General features: G+C 60.1%; 5 protein-coding genes. 3 read left to right on the forward strand and 2 right to left on the reverse strand.

Going from position 1 to position 18068, the window contains the following annotated elements:
- Positions 1-103 precede the first annotated feature (103 nt).
- On the forward strand, positions 104-12655 hold the full coding sequence (locus AC54XV_RS08750) for an amino acid adenylation domain-containing protein (RefSeq protein WP_496718365.1): 12552 nt from the start codon (positions 104-106) through the stop codon (positions 12653-12655).
- Between the two features lie 111 nt (positions 12656-12766).
- The gene (locus AC54XV_RS08755; RefSeq protein ID WP_003406518.1) at positions 12767-13963 is read left to right on the forward strand and encodes a tetracycline resistance MFS efflux pump; all 1197 of its coding nucleotides are present in this window, start codon (positions 12767-12769) and stop codon (positions 13961-13963) included.
- Positions 13964-13982: 19 nt separating this feature from the next.
- Here the strand turns inward: AC54XV_RS08755 and AC54XV_RS08760 are convergent, their stop codons facing one another.
- Together AC54XV_RS08760 and AC54XV_RS08765 are read right to left on the reverse strand one after the other, a co-directional pair.
- Entirely contained in the window at positions 13983-14696 is a 714-nt protein-coding gene (locus AC54XV_RS08760) for a FadR/GntR family transcriptional regulator (RefSeq protein WP_003368499.1), read from the reverse strand.
- Positions 14697-14791: 95 nt separating this feature from the next.
- Positions 14792-16534 carry an IlvD/Edd family dehydratase gene (locus AC54XV_RS08765; RefSeq protein ID WP_060406487.1) on the reverse strand — a complete coding sequence of 581 codons (1743 nt, stop codon included), beginning with the start codon at positions 16532-16534 and terminating at the stop codon, positions 14792-14794.
- 213 nt (positions 16535-16747) lie between these two features.
- Between AC54XV_RS08765 and AC54XV_RS08770 the strand changes: the two genes are divergently transcribed.
- The gene (locus AC54XV_RS08770; protein WP_496718368.1) at positions 16748-18061 is read left to right on the forward strand and encodes an MFS transporter; all 1314 of its coding nucleotides are present in this window, start codon (positions 16748-16750) and stop codon (positions 18059-18061) included.
- Positions 18062-18068: the final 7 nt, after the last annotated feature.

The following is an 18068-nucleotide window of genomic DNA, read 5'->3' on the forward strand; positions in this document are numbered from 1 at the left end:
GCGTGGTGGGTAGCAACAGCACCCCCACGCGCTTTCTCACCTCTAAGCCTCCCAATTTACCTTCCTCGCAGCGACATCGGTCGCTGTCGAGGTGGAGATGGTCATGTCTCAAAAAAAGCCGGTCACTTCAACCACCGAGTCCGCTGTCAGGATGCCGACCCCGGCAGCCGGAGGTTTCCTGAATTTATCGCCTGCGCAAAAAAGCCTCTGGTTCATGCACCAGATGGAAGATGCCAGCGCCACGTACAATGTGCCTTTTGCGCTGCGTATTGACGGGGCACTGGATCGCGCGGCCCTCGAGCGGGCAGTGGACAGTGTCTATCAGCGCCAGAGTGCACTGCGCTATCGTTTTCCCTGTATCGATGGGCAGCCGGTGATTCGCCTTGTCGATGAGCAACTGCTGATTCGCAAGGTTGACCTGCGAGCCGAACCGGACAGCGAAGCCGCGCTGAAAGCGTTCGAGCAAAGCGAAGCGCGTTATGTTTTCGATCTTGAGCATGAAGCGCTTCTGCGCGCGACGTTGCTGCACTGTGCGACCGACGAGCATGTTCTGTTGATCAATGTTCATCACATCGTTTTCGACGGTTGGTCGATGCAGATCTTCCTCTCCGAAGTGGCCTCAGCCTATTCGGCGCTGGTGCGGGGCAGCGAGGTAAACGCGGAGCCGTTGAACTTCGACTTTGGCGATTATTTGAGTCTGAGCCCATCGAACGCTGAACGGGCTCCCGATATCGACCACTGGCAGCGGCGATTGGTCGGTGCGCCGCCGGTATTGCCATTACCGCTGGATAACAAGCGTCCGGCCGTTCAGCGTTACGCAGGCCAGCGTTGTCATTTTCAAGTGCCTGAAGCCGTCTCGGACGCGCTGAAAAACCTGGCAAGGGAGTGTCGCGTCACGCCCTATATGGTAGGGCTCGCGGCCTTTTCCGTGCTGCTGTATCGCTATACGCAAGAGGCGGATCTGGTCATCGGATCGCCGATGTCGAATCGGCAGTCCTCTGACCTGGAAGGCGTGATCGGTTTCTTCGTCAATACGCTGCCAAACCGGATCGATGCATCGGGTTCTCCTTCTTTCGTCGAGTTGCTAAAAAGAGTTCGTGCCTCGGTGCTCGATACGTTCGAGCATGCCCATGTGCCCTTCGATCAGATTGTCGAGGCCATTCAGCCCCCACGTTCCCTGAGCCATGCGCCGGTGTTTCAGGTGCTGTTCGATATGGCCAACGAAGATTTTTCGGTCGAGCTGGAAAACCTGCGCACTCGTGTTTATACGCTCGACTCCTGTACCGCCAAATATGACCTGAGTCTTACCCTGGCACTGACTGCGCGCGGCATGAGCGGCGCAATCGAGTATGACACCGCATTGCTGGATGAGCGCGCAGTGCAGGGGATGATTGATAGCCTGCTGATCATTATGGAGCAGGTGTCGCGCAACCCGGACGGGGCCATTGACGATTTTTCGCTATTGTCGTGCGAAGCTGTGGAGCAGGCGTTGCGCCTGGCCAATCATCAGCCCGCAGCGCCGCAGGCGCCCTTTGCACCTTTTCATCAATGGTTCAAACGCAGTGCCGCGCAATGGGGCGAGGCGGATGCGCTGGTCTATGAAAACCGTCGTTACAGCTATGCGCAACTGGATGCAGAGGCCCGGGTACTGGCGGGCCACATGCATGCTGCCGGCGTTCGGCGTGGTGACCGGGTTGCAGTGGTGCAACGCTATGGGCCAGAGGTCATCATCGCGTTACTGGCGGTGCATCAGGTCGGGGGCATTTATGTGCCGCTGGCGATCGACGATGCCCGTCATGCTGATCTGCTCAAGGACATCGAGCCCAGACTGGTGCTCACACTGAGCGCCTGTCAGGAGCAACTGAGGGGTTATCCATGCCTTGTGCAGGATGATTTGCCGCAGGCCACCGGCACACTGCACGAGAACGAATTCGAGGGGCGCAACACACAGCCGGAAGACATCGCCTACATTATTTTTACCTCCGGTTCTACCGGGCGTCCCAAGGGCGTCAGTGTCTCCCACGGCAGTTGGGTAAGTCTGCTCCAGGCGCTGGAGCAGACTTACGGTCAGACCGAGCCAGGTGTCACCGGCATTTTGCAGATGGCCAATTTCACGTTTGACGTATTCATGAGCGATGTGGTCCGCGCGCTGGCGGTTGGCGCACGGTTGATAATGTGCCCGCGGCAGAGTCTGGCTGACCCTGAACAACTCTATGAGCTGATCACGGCTGAACGGGTGACGTTGCTCGAGTTCGTGCCGGCGGTCCTGCGGCAGATGATACGTTACCTGGAAGAGACGGGACGGCGTCTGGATACCCTGCGTACGCTGACCTGTGGCGCGGATGTCTGGTTCGTCCACGAGTATCGGAAAATGCAGACGCTGTGTGGACCGCAGACCAGGGTTGTCAGTGTTTACGGAGTCACCGAGGCAACCTGCGAAAGCGCTACGTTCGAGCCCGATGCGGGGTGGTATGACCCTGAGCGCAGCTTGCCAATCGGCGGTCCGTTGCCGAACACGTCCCTGTACCTGGTCGACGCAACGCTGAATCTGGTACCGCGCACTGTCCCCGGCGAATTGTTGATTGGTGGCGGCGCAGTGGCGTCCGGTTACATGAATCGCCCTGAACTGAACGAGAAAAGCTTCCTGACAGGTTCGTTCTCGGCCAGCGGACGGTTTTTACCTGGCGTCGGCGAGCAGCGGTTCTATCGCACCGGCGATCTGTGTCGGCACATGCGCGACGGCACCATCGAGTTTCTGGGCCGCAGTGACAACCAGGTCAAGATTCGTGGCTTCCGCATCGAGTTGGGGGAAGTCGAGAGCGTACTTGCCGACCATCCGGACGTGAATGAATGCGCGGTGGTGACCCGCCAGTCACCAGGCGCTGAGGCCGAGCTGATCGGTTATGTACAAACCCGCGCTACAGCGCAGCAACTCAATGCCTACCTTGGCGAGCGCCTGCCGGGCCACATGGTGCCGCGCCTGTTGGTGGTCCTGGCGGCACTGCCCTTGACCGCAAACGGCAAGATCGATCGCAAGAGCCTGCCGGAGCCCGATTGGACGCAGGACTCACGCGCCTATGCCGCACCGCGTAACAGTCTGGAAGAGCAGCTTGTCGAAGACTGGCAACACCTGCTCAACGTGCCGCGTGTGGGCATTGACGACAATTTTTTCGAGAGTGGCGGGCATTCTCTGCTGGTCACCCAGGTCATTGCGCAGATCAAAAAACGCTTTGGTGTGGCGCTCAGCATTGCCAACCTGTTCGAAGGGCCTACCGTCGCCCAGGTCGCCGAAAAGATTATGCTGAGTATGATCCAGATCTCCCAAGGGGCCAGTGTCGCTTCCAGGCCGGCCGCGATCGGTCGCAGCAGCGGTATCGAGCGTCAACGTCTGTCGTTTGCCCAACGCCGACTGTGGTTGACCCAGCACAGTGAACCGGGCACTGCCTACAACATGCCGGAAATATGCCGGCTGACCGGGCAACTGGATATTCCTGCGCTGGAAGGTGCATTGAATCTGCTGCTTGAGCGCCATGAAGTCTTGCGCACGCATTTCACCCGTGAGCTTGAAACGTTTGTAGACACGCAGGGCGTCACGCAGAAAGAGCCGTTGGTTGTGACAAGCCACGCTGACAGCGCACGTGTACCGTTCAGGCTGCAAACCATCGCTCGCGAAGCGCTCACGGCTGCGCTGGAGGTGGAGGTGCACACGCCGTTCGTGCTGGACAAGGAACTGCCGATACGCGCGTTGCTTCTGCAGACGGCGTCGGATGAGCATGTTCTGTGCCTGACGCTGCATCACATCGCCTACGACGGCTGGTCGAGTGCCTTGCTTCGTCAGGAGCTGGCAGTGTTCTATCGGCACTTGACGCAAGGTGAGCGCATCACACTGAGCCCACTGGAGGCTCAGTATCAGGACTATGCGGCCTGGCAACGAAATCAACTCGAAACCGGGGCCTTCACGACTCAAATCGATGCCTGGAAGGCATCGCTGCAGGACTTGCCGCCGCCTCTGGTACTGCCTGTACGTTCCAGTCCGCGAGAAGGAAATCCGTTGGCTGGCGACTACGTTGCGCTGACTCTGCCTGGCGACTGCTCGGCAAGGCTCGATCAGCTTTGCCTGCGTCTGCAATGCACGCCGGCCATGGTCATGCACGCCGCGTTCGCGCTGCTATTGCATCGCTACACCGGGCAGGACGACATTTTGATCGGCATGCCATTCTCGGGAAGGGACCATGATGAAAGTACGAACCTGATCGGGTTTTTCGTTAACCTGCTTCCGTTACGGCTGCGTTTGCGAGGCCCTCTGCGTGTGGCGCAGGTTATCGAACAGAGTCGTCAGGCCCTGCTTGCCGCCGAGGCAAATCAGTCGGTGCCGATCGATTACCTGGCGCAAGTGCTCAACCCGCAGCGGCTGCCGGGCAAGCATCCTTTTTTCCAGGCAGGCCTGGTGGTGCAGAGTACGACGGCCGTACCGCTTAGCTTGCCGCACGTGAAATCGGAAGAAATCTCCTTGGCCTCCACTGAGGTGAAGCTGGACCTGATGCTGGAGTTGCGTGCTGTCAAAGGCGAAGGGGTGAGTGGGGTATTCAAATATCGCACGTCGCTGTTCGAGCGTTCTGTTATCTCGGGCATGGCAGGGCATTTCCAGTGTCTGCTGGAAAATATGCTGGCTAATGACGAGCAGACCGTCGCGCAGGTGAAGATGCTGTCTGCAACCGAACAGCAGAGGCTGATCAGCCAGTTCAACGATACGGCGCGCGACTTTGGCGATGGCGATGTCGTCAGCCGTTTTGAACAGCGTGTACGTCAGACTCCCCAGGCTATGGCCCTTCAGTTGCAACAACGCTGCTGGACATACGCCGAACTGGACCGGTTAGCCAACGGCATCGCCCACGCGTTGATAAAGAAGGGTGTGCAAGCCGGTGAGCACATCGGCCTGTTCACTGGACGGCATCCCTATCTGGTGGCAGGCATGCTTGGCATCCTCAAGGCGCGCTGTGCCTTTGTCCCCTTGAATCCGCAGGATTCGATGGAAGGTGCGCTGGGCTACATGATCAAAGACGCAGCATTGCACCGCGTGGTGGGTCATCGAGGCTTGGCACACGAGCTTGCCGCTCTGGGGCTGGAGACGTTGCTGGTCGACGACTTCGAAGGTGACCAGGGCGAATGGTCTGCTCCGGCCTGCCAGCGTGAGCCTCAGGATCTGGCCTATATTCTTTACACCTCTGGCTCGACCGGGCAGCCCAAGGGGGTAATGGTTTCGCAGCGCAATATCGATAACACCGCGAATGCATTTGCGCGAACACTGGAACTGACTGGTCAGTCGCGCCAGCTGCAGTACTTTTCGCCAGTCTTCGACGGGGTTTGTGGCGAGGTGTTTCCGGTACTGATCAGCGGCGCCACACTGGTATTTGCAGCCTCTGAACAGCTGCTCCCGGGGCCGGATCTGGTGACGCTTCTGCGCGAGCAACGTATCACTCATCTGCAGATCACGCCGACGGCCCTGCGCTTGCTCCCCCATGCCGAGCTTGCCGAGCTTAAAGTCATCATCAGCGCCGGTGAAGCCTGTCCGGCCAACGTCGCCCAGACCTGGGCAGCCGGCAGACGTTTCCTCAATGGTTACGGTCCGACCGAAACGACGGTGTATGCATCTGCCCGGGATTACTGGGATGAACGAGGTGCCTTGGTATTGCGGCCTCTGGACAACGTCAGAATGTATGTCCTTGACCGGTATCTGAACCCTCTTCCCTGCGGTGTACCCGGCGAGCTTTACATTGGCGGGAGCGGGGTGGCACAGGGTTATCTGAATCTGGATGAGCGCACCGCGCAAGCGTTTCTTCCCGACCCATACGGCGTTTCGCCCGAGGCGCGGCTGTACCGCACTGGCGACTTTGTCGTGCGTCAGTTCAACGGAAGCCTGAGCTATGTCGGGCGTATCGATAATCAGGTCAAGATTCGCGGTTTTCGCATTGAGCTGGGCGACGTCGAAACGCGCTTGAACGCGATAGCCGGGCTGGAGCAGGCCGTCGTGGTGGTCAAACAGGATGACCAGGGGCACAAGGCTCTGGTGGGGTATTACGTCGGCAAACCGAGCGTTGCACAGGTACGTGCAGAGCTGGCCAGGGTGCTGCCGGCACATAGTGTGCCGGAGCGTCTTGTCTGCTTGCCCGAGCTGCCGCTCAGCCGTACTGGCAAAGTCGATCGCAAGTCGCTCGAAAATCGCGTTGATCAGCGCGCTCAGGAAGGCACTGCGGTCGGGACGCCGGCGGCAGCCGTCAGGCCTGCTGGAAAACGTCTGCACAACACGGTCAGAAAGATCTGGCAGGAAGTGCTCGATTGCCAGGAAATCGATTCGGACGACAATTTTTTCGATCTCGGTGGCCACTCGTTACGCATCGTCGAGACGCAAAAACGTTTGAGCGAGCTTTTGCAGGCGCCCGTGGCCATGACAGACCTTTTCGAATACCCGACGCTGCGTGGTCTGGTCGCTCACCTGGAACGCTTGCATGGGCCGCTGCCGGAGGTTGGCCAAGCCAGCGAGGCATCACCTGCCATTGATCCAGGGAATCGCACGCTGGCGGTCGTCGGCATGGCCGGGCGCTTTCCGGGCGCCGCTGACCTGAGCGAGTTCTGGCAGAACCTCACCGAAGGGGTGGAGTCGACTCTTTACTTCAGTGATGAGGTCATGCTCGCGCATGGCGTAAACCCCGATCTGCTGGAGCGTGCCGATTTCGTCAAGTGTGGCAATCGTCTCGAGGACGTCGACAAGTTCGATGCCGAGTTCTTCGGCTTTTCACCGCGTGAAGCACAGCTGATGGATCCTCAGCAGCGCATCTTTCTTCAATGCGCGTGGGCCGCGATGGAAGCCGCCGGTTACGGCGGCGCTCTGAACGATTTGCGTGTGGGCGTATTTGCAAGCGCGAGCACCAGCCATTACCTGCTCGATCACGTTTACCCGAGGCGCCAGGAGCTGCAACTGGAGAACATCCAGTGGTTGTTGGGTAATGGCCGCGATTTCATGGCTTCGCGTGTGGCTTACAAACTCAATCTCGCGGGACCTGCGATTACCGTCGAAACGGCTTGCTCCTCGTCACTGGTGGCGGTCCAGATGGCCTGCGAAAGCTTGCTGCGAGGCGAGTCGGATATGGTGATCGTCGGCGGTGCTTCGGTCGAAGCTCAATACTACGGTTACCAGGCGGCACCGGGCAGCATCATTTCCGTCGATGGCCATTGCCGGCCGTTCGATGCCCAGGCCAGTGGCACCACTGGCGGCAGCGGTTGTGCAGTGTTGGTCCTCAAACTGGCTGACAGGGCAATCGAAGATCGCGACCATATTCATGCCTTGATCAAGGGCGGGGCGATCAATAACGATGGCTCCAGTAAGGTCAGTTACACCGCGCCCAGTGTTCATGGGCAGGCCCAGGTGGTGAGCGCTGCACTCGATGCAGCGAATATCAGCGCAGATTCCATTGGTTACGTCGAGGCGCATGGCACCGGCACTCGTCTGGGTGACCCGGTAGAAGTCCGTGCGCTGACGCAGGCCTATACCAGCGCTTTGCCACATTTCACGCCGGGCTTTTGTGCCCTTGGTTCGTTGAAGAGCAACATCGGTCATCTTGATGCGGCCTCAGGCATCGCCGGGCTGGTCAAAGCCATACTTGCCGTGCAACACAACGTGCTGCCTGCAAGCCTGAACTTCACGCGGGCCAATCCCGAAATCGATTTCAGCGACAGCCCGTTTTATGTCAACACGACCTCCAGGCCGTGGCCGGCAGCGGCCTCGCCACGTCGGGCAGGCGTCAGCTCCTTCGGCATCGGCGGGACCAATGCGCATGTCATTGTCGAGGAACCTCCTCAACCGTCGGTACGCCCGCATGACGATAGCGAACGCTGGTACATACTGCCGTTCTCTGCACGCTCCGCAGCAGCGCTGGATCATCAGCGTCGGCAACTGATCACCTGTCTGCAGAATCCCGCAGCCGATCTACGCGATATCGCCTTCACGCTGGGAGAGGGTCGTACACGTTTTGCCTTCAGGGACAGCGTCGTCAGCCAGAGTATTGCCGGAGCCTTGCACGCGCTGCAGGCGCCTTCGTCCACAGCGCTAATGGAACGCAGGCAGGACCGTCCGATCGTGTTCATGTTCTCCGGGCAGGGCAGCCAGTACGCGGGAATGTTCAAGGGCCTCTACGACAGTGAGGCAGTATTTCGGCAGACAGTTGACCGCTGTGCAGTCATATTGCAGCGTTATGGCGTCGACATTCTGGCCTGTCTGTACCCGCCAGCGGGTAGCAAAACAGGCGACGCCCTGAGCCGGACGGAGATCGCGCAGCCGGCACTTTTTGTGGTCGAGTACGCGTGCGCCCTGTTGTTGCAAAGCCGCGGTATCCACCCGCAGGCGCTCATAGGCCATAGCCTTGGGGAGCTGGTGGCTGCCTGTTTTGCCGGGGTCTACAGTGTTGAAGACAGCTTGAAACTGGTTGTCGAGCGGGGCCGCCTGATGCAACGTCAAGCGCCCGGTGCGATGCTTGCCGTTGGCCTCTCGGAAGCAGACTGCGCGCGTTTTCTGGAGCCCGGCGTGGAGCTGGCTACCGTCAATGGGCCGCTGCAATGTGTCCTGGCGGGTGATTTTGAAGCCATTGCGCGGGTCGAGCGACAACTGGCCGAGGAAGGGCTCGTAGGGCGTGTACTGGATACCTCGCACGCTTTTCATTCCCGCATGATGGCTCCAGCTGCGCACGCGTTGAAGGCCGTTGTTAACGGGTTCTCTGTTCAGCCCCCGACTATCGCGCTCGTGTCCAACCACAACGGTGGTTGGTTCTCGATCGATTCGAGCAGCCAGAGTGATTATTGGGCGTCTCATCTGCTGGAAACCGTGCGCTTTTCTGACGGTATCGGGCTGCTTGCCGACGAACTGGAAGACCCGATTTTTCTCGAAGTCGGCCCGGGCCGTGCTCTTCAGAGTGCACTGAAATCCTATGCTGAGCCCTTGTGCGTGCTTGGTTGCACTCGGCATGCACGGGACAGCCGGTCGGACGAGGCGGCATTGGCGCAAGGCATCGCGTCATTGTGGAGGCAGGGGGCACGTTTCGGTTGGGCGCAGGCCACAGGGTGTACAGACGGCGCACGCGTGCCGCTGCCGACCTATCCGTTCGCGCGGGACAGCCACTGGATCGAGGCTGCCGGGACGGCTTCTTCAGCGCAGCACGAGGCACCGTTGTTCCTGCATTGGCAGCGTATGAATGGTAATCGCCGGCAGTTCCGGTTGAGCCTTTCGCCGCAACTCTGGCTGGTGGACGAACACCGGGTTTTCGAAGGAAGGCCAGTGCTTTCCGGCACCGGATGCGTCGAACTGGTGCGCAATGCCTATGCGCGTATGGAAGGTGTCGAGTCGATCGAGCTGAGTGATGTTTACTTCCCGACACCTCTGGTTCTGGAAGATGAGCAGGCCTCGCAACGCGTGCTGATTACGTTCAAGGATCATGCCGAGAGCACCGAGTTTTTCCTCGAGTCGGTATCGGACGAGGGTAACGGTCCGCAGCAGCGCACGATGCTGCACGCCCAGGGCTTCATCAAGCGCCACGACCGGGAGCGTTCCGTACCCACAGCGTTGATGCAGCTTCAGGCCGACCATGCTGACTGTCTTGCCGATGAAGTCGAACATGCGGCATTGAACACGCGTCTCGGCTTGTTCGGGCCTCGCTGGAAGTGCTTTCGTTCTATCTGGCTTAGTGAGGATGAGGGGTTGGCGCTCCTGGAACTCGATCAGGCGTTTGCCGCTGATGTTGAGCACTTTGCGCTGCATCCGGCGTTGCTCGACATGGCGACTGGTTTTCTCTCGATCATGGAAAACCGCGCCCGCAGATTGCCGTTCCATTACCAGCGCCTGACTATTCATGCACCACTGCGCTCCCGGCTTTACAGCCATGCACGGCGGGTCCGCAGTAATGTTTATGATGTGCAACTGTTCGAAGTCGACAGCGACGGCGGAGTCGGGGCGCTGCTGGCCGAGGTGACAGGCTTCACTTTGCGCGAGGAGCGAGTGGCATCGGAAGCACAGCGCACTGAGCCCCTGGACTGGTGCCAGGCGCCTGCATGGCGCCCGGCATTGCCGCCGAGGAGCGACTCGCCATTACAAGGGCCCTGGCTGGTTGTGATGCGCGGCGTTGCAGCCGATAACAGCATGCTCTTCTCGCTGCCGCCGGACAGTGTCTGCATAGCAGATGCCGGTGATTCCGGCACTGCGGTCGCGACAATTGCTCGCGGCGATGCTCAGGCGTATGAGCAACTGTTCAATACACTGGCGGCGCAAGATGCCTTGCCGAGTCAGATCATTTACATGGCTGGTCAGGCGCAACCGACGCACGGCGAACACGCTGCCATTGGGCTGTTTACCGATCTTATGTCGCTGGTACAGGCGTACATCCCTCATGCCGCAAACACCACTGTGTTGTCACTGGTGACCGAAGGTGCCTGCCAGGTGGATGACGATGAGCCGGTCAACAGCTGTGTAGCGACCTTGTCTGGAGTGGTTCGCACACTTGCGTGGGAGCTGCCACAGATTCAGTGCCGTCATTTCGATCTGCCGCTTGCCAATGCGGCAGAGAACGAGACGCTGCTGCTTCAGGCACTCCAGCACATCGATCCAGACCAGGCATCTCCGCTTGCTTCGACCCTGGCGTTGCGCAAACAGACGTTCCATGAGCCTTGCCTGCGAGCGCTGCAAGTCTCGCCACCTTCGCAGCCGTTCGAGGAGGGCGGGACCTACGTGGTTACCGGTGGTCTGGGCGGCATGGGGCTTGCGCTGGCCAGTCATCTGGCTGCGAAGGCAAAAGCCGTCACGTTAGTCCTGATGTCCCGTTCTGCGACAGTCACGGATGAGGTCGGGCAAGCGCTGCAGGCGTTGGAACAGCAGGGCGCGCGGATTCAACACATGGCGGTCGATTGCGCTGATCGCGAGGCTTTCACTGCAGCGCTGCACCAGGTCAGACTTCAGCATGGACGTATCTCTGGAGCCATACACGCGGCAGGCGTGCAAGCCAGCGGTCTCATTCAACTGAGCCAGGCAACTGCATGGGCACAGGTCATGGGCAGCAAGGTAGTCGGCACCGATGTGCTGATAGAGGTTTTGCGCCAGGAACCTGTCGATTTCATATTCCTGTGTTCGTCGTTGGCGTCGGTGCTGGGTGGTCTGGGCCAGGCGGATTACGCCGCCGCCAACGCTTACCTGGATGCTCGGGCGCAGGCGTGTCGTCAGGAGGGCATACCAGTGGTTTCGCTCAACTGGGATGCATGGGCGCAGGCAGGTATGCGTGTTGCCTATGACAGGGCACACCCCGAGCAGGCGCCGATTGATAATGTGCGCGGGCTGACCAACGCAGAAGGTTGCCAGCTGTTCGAGCTGGCCCTGGCGCAGAACACGGCTCAGGTCATCGTGAGCAAGGCGCAGGATCTGCAACAACTGATCGAGCAACTGCAGCGCGGCGGTGCGACATCGGCTGGCCGTGCAACACCGCTGTTCGACTCCGGGGCCGAGCGTGTTGCGCCACGCAATGCGGTGGAACAGGAAGTCGCGCAGTTGTGGCAAGAGCTGCTAGGCGGCGATATGCCGGGTGTGCTGGATAACTTCTTCGATCTGGGCGGGCACTCGCTGTTGGGCTCCCAGCTGATTTCGCGAATTCGTTCGCGCTTTCAGCAGTGCCTGACGTTGGCCGAGTTTCTCGATGAGCCGACCATCGAGCGAATCGCCCGTTCATTGGGCAGTGGCGCCGACGATACGCCCATCGATGCCGATGAAGCCGCCGTCCGCTACTGTCTGGTGCCGGTGCAGCGAAACGGCGAGGGGAGACCATTCTTCTGTCTGCCGGGCATGGGGGGCAACGTCAATCAAGTGCTTGGGTTGGCCAAGGCCATGGGTACGCAGCGGCCTTTTTACGGTCTGCAATGCCTTGGGCTCGATGGCAAGGCTGAGCCTCACCTCAGCGTCGAGGATATGGCCGAACACTATATTCGCTGCATGAAATCGGTTCAGGCGCACGGGCCGTATCTGTTGGGCGGGCATTCACTTGGCGGAAAAGTAGCGTATGAAATCGCCAGGCGTCTCGAAGCGCGTGGCGACCAGGTGGGCTTGCTGGCGCTGTTCGACTCGGCGGCACCGCCCTATACGCAAATGCAGGTGCCCACTGATGCTCAGGTACTGGGTTCGCTGCTGAGTATCTTCGGGCATTACTTCGACAAGCCGATCAAGCTTGGCCGCGAGGAGTTGCAGGCGCTCGAGCATCTGGATGATGAGGAAAAGATCCGCTACCTGAAAGACACACTGGAAAGTCACGGGTTGCTGGATGCGCGTGGCGATGAGGGAAGCATCCGGGGGCTGTTCAACGTGTACAAGGCTGCTGCCGCATTCGGTATGCGCTATGACCCGCCCAAAGTTGCGCTTGATGCCTCGCTGGTGCTGTTTCGCGCGGTCGACTCGATGCCCTCCGGCATCAACCTGCCCGAGATCCGCGACACGGATGCCTGGGGCTGGGAGTCGTTCAGTGCGGCGAAGGTAAGAACGGTCGATGTCTCGGGAGACCACTTTACCTGCCTGTCCGTCCACGCCCGGCAAATTGCCGATGTATTGATCGAGCAACTCGCCGAGTGTGATCGATAACCCGTTCTTTGCGGAACATGGCGAGCAGGCTCAGCGCCTGCTCGCCTACATTAATCAGTCTGAGGTCTACATATGTCTGGAGGTTACTCAAAAGGTGACACCCGTCCACCCATGCGCTTCATTCTTCTGATATTGGGGCTCGATGTGCTTGGCATCGGTCTGGCGATCCCTGTCATGCCGACGCTGATCGCGACTATCTGGCCATCGTCTACCGAGCATGTCTCGTTGGCGCTGGGTGTGGCGTTGACACTTTATTCAGCGATGCAGTTTCTGTGTGCGCCGCTGCTGGGGGCGCTGAGCGACTGCCATGGGCGTCGACCGATATTGCTTCTGGCGCTGGCCGGCATGTGCCTGGGCAATCTGATGGCTGGCTTCGCCGGCAGCCTGACGGTCTTGCTGATAGGCCGTGCCATCGCAGGAATCACTGCCGCCAATATCGCCACTGCGATGGCCTATATTGCGGACATCAGTGAGGGTGAGCAGCGCACGCATTTCTACGGTGCAGCGGGCAGTGTCATCGCCATAGCGCTTGTTTTCGGCCCGGTCATAGGCGGGGGACTTGCGTCTTACGGACCGCACTTGCCCTTTCTGGTCGCTGGCGGCCTGGCGGCAATCAACCTGCTGTATGGCTACATGAGGTTGCCGGAAAGCCTTGCGGCCGAGCATCGGCGTGCCTTCGAATGGCGGCGAACCAACCCGTTTGGCAGCCTGCGAGGACTCTGGAGTACGCAAGGCCTGCGGCCGTATCTGCTGGCTGCGACGTGCTCCTGGTTCGCCTACGGGATATTTCAAAGCTGCTTTGTGCTGGCCAATCAGATGCGTTATGGCTGGAGCATGCTTGAAGTGTCGTACGCATTGGCGGCACTCGCTCTGGGCATGGCGTTCGCGCAGCGCGTACTGGTACGCAAGCTGACGCCAATCATGTCCAACCAGCGGATCATCGTTACAGGTTATGCCTGTTGCCTGCTGGGTTATGGTTTCTATACGGCTGCTGCAAGCGTCTGGCTGACGGTGGTGGGCATGTGTTTCCATGCTGTCGGACTGATCGCCGAGCCGGCATTGCGCAGTGAGCTCTCGCGTCATGCCAGTGCAGGGCATCAGGGCGAGTTGCAGGGCGGGCTGACATCCCTGTTGAGTCTGGTGGGCGGTGTAGCGCCAGTGATTGGCGCCCTGATATTTGCGGGTAACGTTGGCTCAGGCCAGCATGTCCTGTGGCTGGGCGCTCCCTTTCTGGTCAGCCTGTTGATGTACGTGCTGGCGATAGGCTGCATCCAGAGGGGGAGAACTTCAGCCGCCTGTAACGGTTGATCCTCGCGCTGGTAACCCATCAGCCTCCGCCGAGCACCACACTCAGCGCGTTGCGTGCATCGTCCAGTTGCACCAGCGAGGCGTGGCGTGCGCCCAGCGCGTCGCGGTTCTGGATGGCGGTGAGGATCGCCTTGTGACGCGGCATGGCCAGTTCGTGCAGGTTGGGACGCTTGTTGGAGTATTTGAGCGCTTCGCGCAACGCCAGTGACAGCATGTTGCACAGGTGAGCCAGCAAGTCGTTGTGGGTGGCGTCGGCGATGCGGCTGTGGAAGTCGAGATCGGGTTGCAACAGGTCTTCCGGCGTCGGTGCGGCTTCCATGCGCAGGTAGGCTTCGTGGATCGACTCGATCTCTGCGTCGGTGGCATGCTGCGCGGCCAGTGCTGCAACTGCTGGTTCGATGACAGCGCGTACGCTGGTCAGCAGATTGAAGAAATCATTCTGCGGCGAGCTTTGCATGACCCAGTGCAGTACGTCCGGGTCCAGCAGATGCCATTCGCGACGCGCCTTGACCACCGTGCCGACACGCGGCCGCGAATAAACCAGACCCTTGGCCACCAGAACCCGCGTGGCTTCACGCAGGACCGGGCGGCTGACGGCATACTCTTCGCAGAGCAACGCTTCGGCAGGCAGCTTTTCGTCAGGCTTGAAACGGCCGGACACGATTTGCATGCCCAGTTCCTGGACAATACGGGCGTGCATGCTTTTTCGGTCGGAAGGCTTTCGATAATCCATGGGAACGCTGGTCGGTCCTGGCGGTAATTGCTGGGCATCATACCATTGCGTAACACTTGCGGCGGCTGCCTGCGTCAGGCAAACCGCCGCTTTGGTCAGTGCGAGTGGCGGGGCACTTCGGAACCTCTGCAGCCGACCAGGAAGTCGAAATCACAGCCCTGATCCGCCTGCATCACCCGGTCTACGTACAGTTGACGGTAGCCACCGAGCAACAGCTGCTGCGGTGCCTGCCAGTCGGCGAGGCGCGATGCCAGTTCGGCTTCCGGGATGTCCAGATGCAGACGCCCGCCAGCGCAGTCGAGCTCGATCCAGTCGCCTTCCTTGACCACCGCCAGCGGGCCGCCCGCTGCGGCTTCCGGCGCAACATGCAGAACCACGGTGCCGTAAGCTGTGCCGCTCATGCGCGCATCGGAAATGCGCACCATGTCAGTCACGCCCTGCGCCAGCAGCTTGGCTGGCAAGCCCATGTTGCCGACCTCGGCCATGCCCGGATAGCCCTTGGGGCCGCAGTTCTTGAGCACCATGACCGAGTTGGCATCAATGTCCAGATCCGGATCGTTGATCCGTGACTTGTACATCTCGAAATTCTCGAACACCACTGCGCGTCCACGGTGTTGCATCAGCGCCGGCGTCGCGGCCGAAGGCTTGAGCACGGCACCCAGCGGCGCGAGGTTGCCGCGCAGCACGCAAATCCCGCCGTCGGCGCGGATCGGGTTGTCCAGCGCGCGGATTACCTGATCTTCACCATAGATCGGTGAGTTGCAGGTGTTTTCGCCGATGCTCTTGCCATTGACGGTCAAAGCATCCGGGTTGGGCAGCAGCTTGGCTTCGTTCATACGGCGCAGCACGGCGGGCAGGCCGCCGGCGTAATAGAACTCTTCCATCAGGAAGCGCCCCGACGGTTGCAGGTCGACAATCGTCGGCATGCCACGGCCCATGCGTGACCAGTCATCCAGGTCCAGGTCGACGCCGATGCGTCCGGCGATGGCCTTCAGGTGAATCACGGCGTTGGTCGAGCCACCGATGGCCGCGTTGACCCGGATGGCGTTTTCGAATGCAGCCTTGGTGAGAATCTTCGACAGGCGCAGGTCTTCACGGACCATATCGACGGCGCGCATGCCGGACATGTGCGCCAGCACGTAACGCCGCGAATCCACCGCCGGAATGGCCGCGTTGTGCGGCAGCGAAGTGCCCAGCGCTTCGGCCATGCAGGCCATGGTCGAGGCCGTGCCCATGGTGTTGCAGGTGCCTGCCGAGCGCGACATGCCGGCTTCGGCGGAGAGGAATTCATCCAGGCTGATGGTCCCGGCCTTGTAGGACTCGTGCATCTGCCAGACGATGGTGCCGGCGCCGATGTCCTTGCCTTCATGCTTGCCGTTGAGCATCGGTCCGCCGGTGACGACGATGGCGGGGATGTCACAGCTGGCAGCCCCCATCAACAGGGCAGGGGTGGTCTTGTCACAACCGGTCAACAGCACGACCCCATCGATAGGGTTGCCGCGAATCGCTTCCTCAACGTCCATGCTCGCCAGGTTGCGGGTGAACATTGCGGTAGGGCGCAGGTTGGATTCGCCGTTGGAAAACACCGGAAACTCCACCGGCCAGCCGCCTGCTTCAATCACGCCACGTTTGACATGCTCGGCGATCTGCCGGAAATGCGCGTTGCAGGGGGTCAACTCCGACCAGGTATTGCAGATGCCGATGATCGGCTTGCCCTGAAACTGGTGGTCGGCAATACCCTGATTCTTCATCCAGCTGCGGTACATGAAGCCATTCTTGTCGGCGGTGCCAAACCACTGGGCAGAACGGAGGGTCGGTTTTTTATCGGAGTCAGACATGATCGGCTCTCTTATTGTAAGACTTAATGGCGATACTGCTGGCTAAGGTAAGCCTAAAAAACGCGTATTGGAAGAGTTGTCAGTTTAAATAGTATTACTATATAGTCGGTTGTAGACGAGGGATCATCTGGCGCATGTGCTGCGTTATTCAGCCCCCAGGCACAGAGGCGATCCCCGCAGGTTCCATAACAAAAACAATGGGAGACCGCCTACATGAGCCAGGAACTGCGGCTTATACGCCGCATCACGTTCAAACTGATTCCTTTCCTCATCCTGCTGTACCTGATCGCTTATGTAGACCGCTCTGCCGTGGGCTTTGCCAAGCTGCACATGGGCGCGGACATCGGTATCGGCGACGCCGCCTACGGGCTGGGTGCCGGGCTGTTCTTCATCGGCTACTTCCTGCTGGAGATCCCCAGCAACCTGATGCTCGAGCGTTTCGGCGCACGTCGCTGGTTCGCGCGGATCATGATCACCTGGGGCGCGATCACCATCGGCATGGCCTTCGTCCAGGGGCCGCACAGCTTCTATGTGATGAGATTTTTGCTGGGCGCTGCCGAGGCGGGCTTCTTTCCCGGTGTGCTGTACTACATCACCCAGTGGTTTCCGGTGCGCCATCGCGGCAAGATTCTTGGCCTTTTCATCCTCTCGCAACCCATCGCCATGATGATCACAGGGCCCGTGTCCGGCGGTTTGCTGGGCATGGACGGCACACTCGGCCTGCATGGCTGGCAATGGCTGTTCATCGCCATCGGCACGCCAGCGATTCTGCTGACCTGGCCGGTGCTGCGCTGGTTGCCGGATGGTCCGCAGCAGGTCAAATGGATGGACCAGGCCGAGAAGGACTGGCTGACCGGTGAGCTGAAAAAGGACCTTGAAGAGTACGGCCAGACTCGCCACGGCAATCCGTTGCATGCCTTGAAAGACAAACGCGTGCTGTTGCTGGCGCTGTTCTACCTGCCGGTGACCTTGAGCATCTACGGTCTGGGCCTGTGGCTGCCGACGCTGATCAAACAGTTTGGCGGCAGTGACCTGACCACCGGCTTCGTGTCATCGGTGCCTTACATTTTCGGCATCATCGGCCTGCTGATCGTGCCGCGCAGCTCTGACCGTCTCAACGACCGTTACGGGCATCTGGCCGTGCTTTATGTGCTGGGGGCCATCGGCCTGTTCTGCAGCGCCTGGCTGACCATGCCGGTGGCGCAGCTGGCTGCATTGTGCGTCGTGGCGTTCGCGCTGTTTTCCTGCACGGCGGTGTTCTGGACCTTGCCGGGGCGGTTCTTCGCCGGTGCCAGTGCCGCAGCCGGTATCGCGCTGATCAATTCGGTCGGCAACCTGGGCGGCTACATCGGTCCGTTCGTGATCGGCGCGTTGAAGGAAATCACCGGCAGTCTGGCATCAGGCCTGTATTTCCTGTCGGGCGTCATGGTCTTCGGGCTGCTGCTGACCGGCATCGTTTATCACGTGCTGGAGCGCAAGCATGTGCTGCCAGCGTCCGACTTCGCGGCGAGTGCCAGGGCGAGATAGGTTTTCA

Source organism: Pseudomonas fragariae (ex Marin et al. 2024) (assembly GCF_059621105.1).

Coding starts and splice junctions, on each gene's coding strand:
- AC54XV_RS08750 (WP_496718365.1), top strand. CDS start 104: ATGTCTCAAAAAAAGCCGGTCACTTCAACCACCGAGTCCGCTGTCAGG.
- AC54XV_RS08755 (WP_003406518.1), top strand. CDS start 12,767: ATGCGCTTCATTCTTCTGATATTGGGGCTCGATGTGCTTGGCATCGGT.
- AC54XV_RS08760 (WP_003368499.1), bottom strand. CDS start 14,696: ATGGATTATCGAAAGCCTTCCGACCGAAAAAGCATGCACGCCCGTATT.
- AC54XV_RS08765 (WP_060406487.1), bottom strand. CDS start 16,534: ATGTCTGACTCCGATAAAAAACCGACCCTCCGTTCTGCCCAGTGGTTT.
- AC54XV_RS08770 (WP_496718368.1), top strand. CDS start 16,748: ATGAGCCAGGAACTGCGGCTTATACGCCGCATCACGTTCAAACTGATT.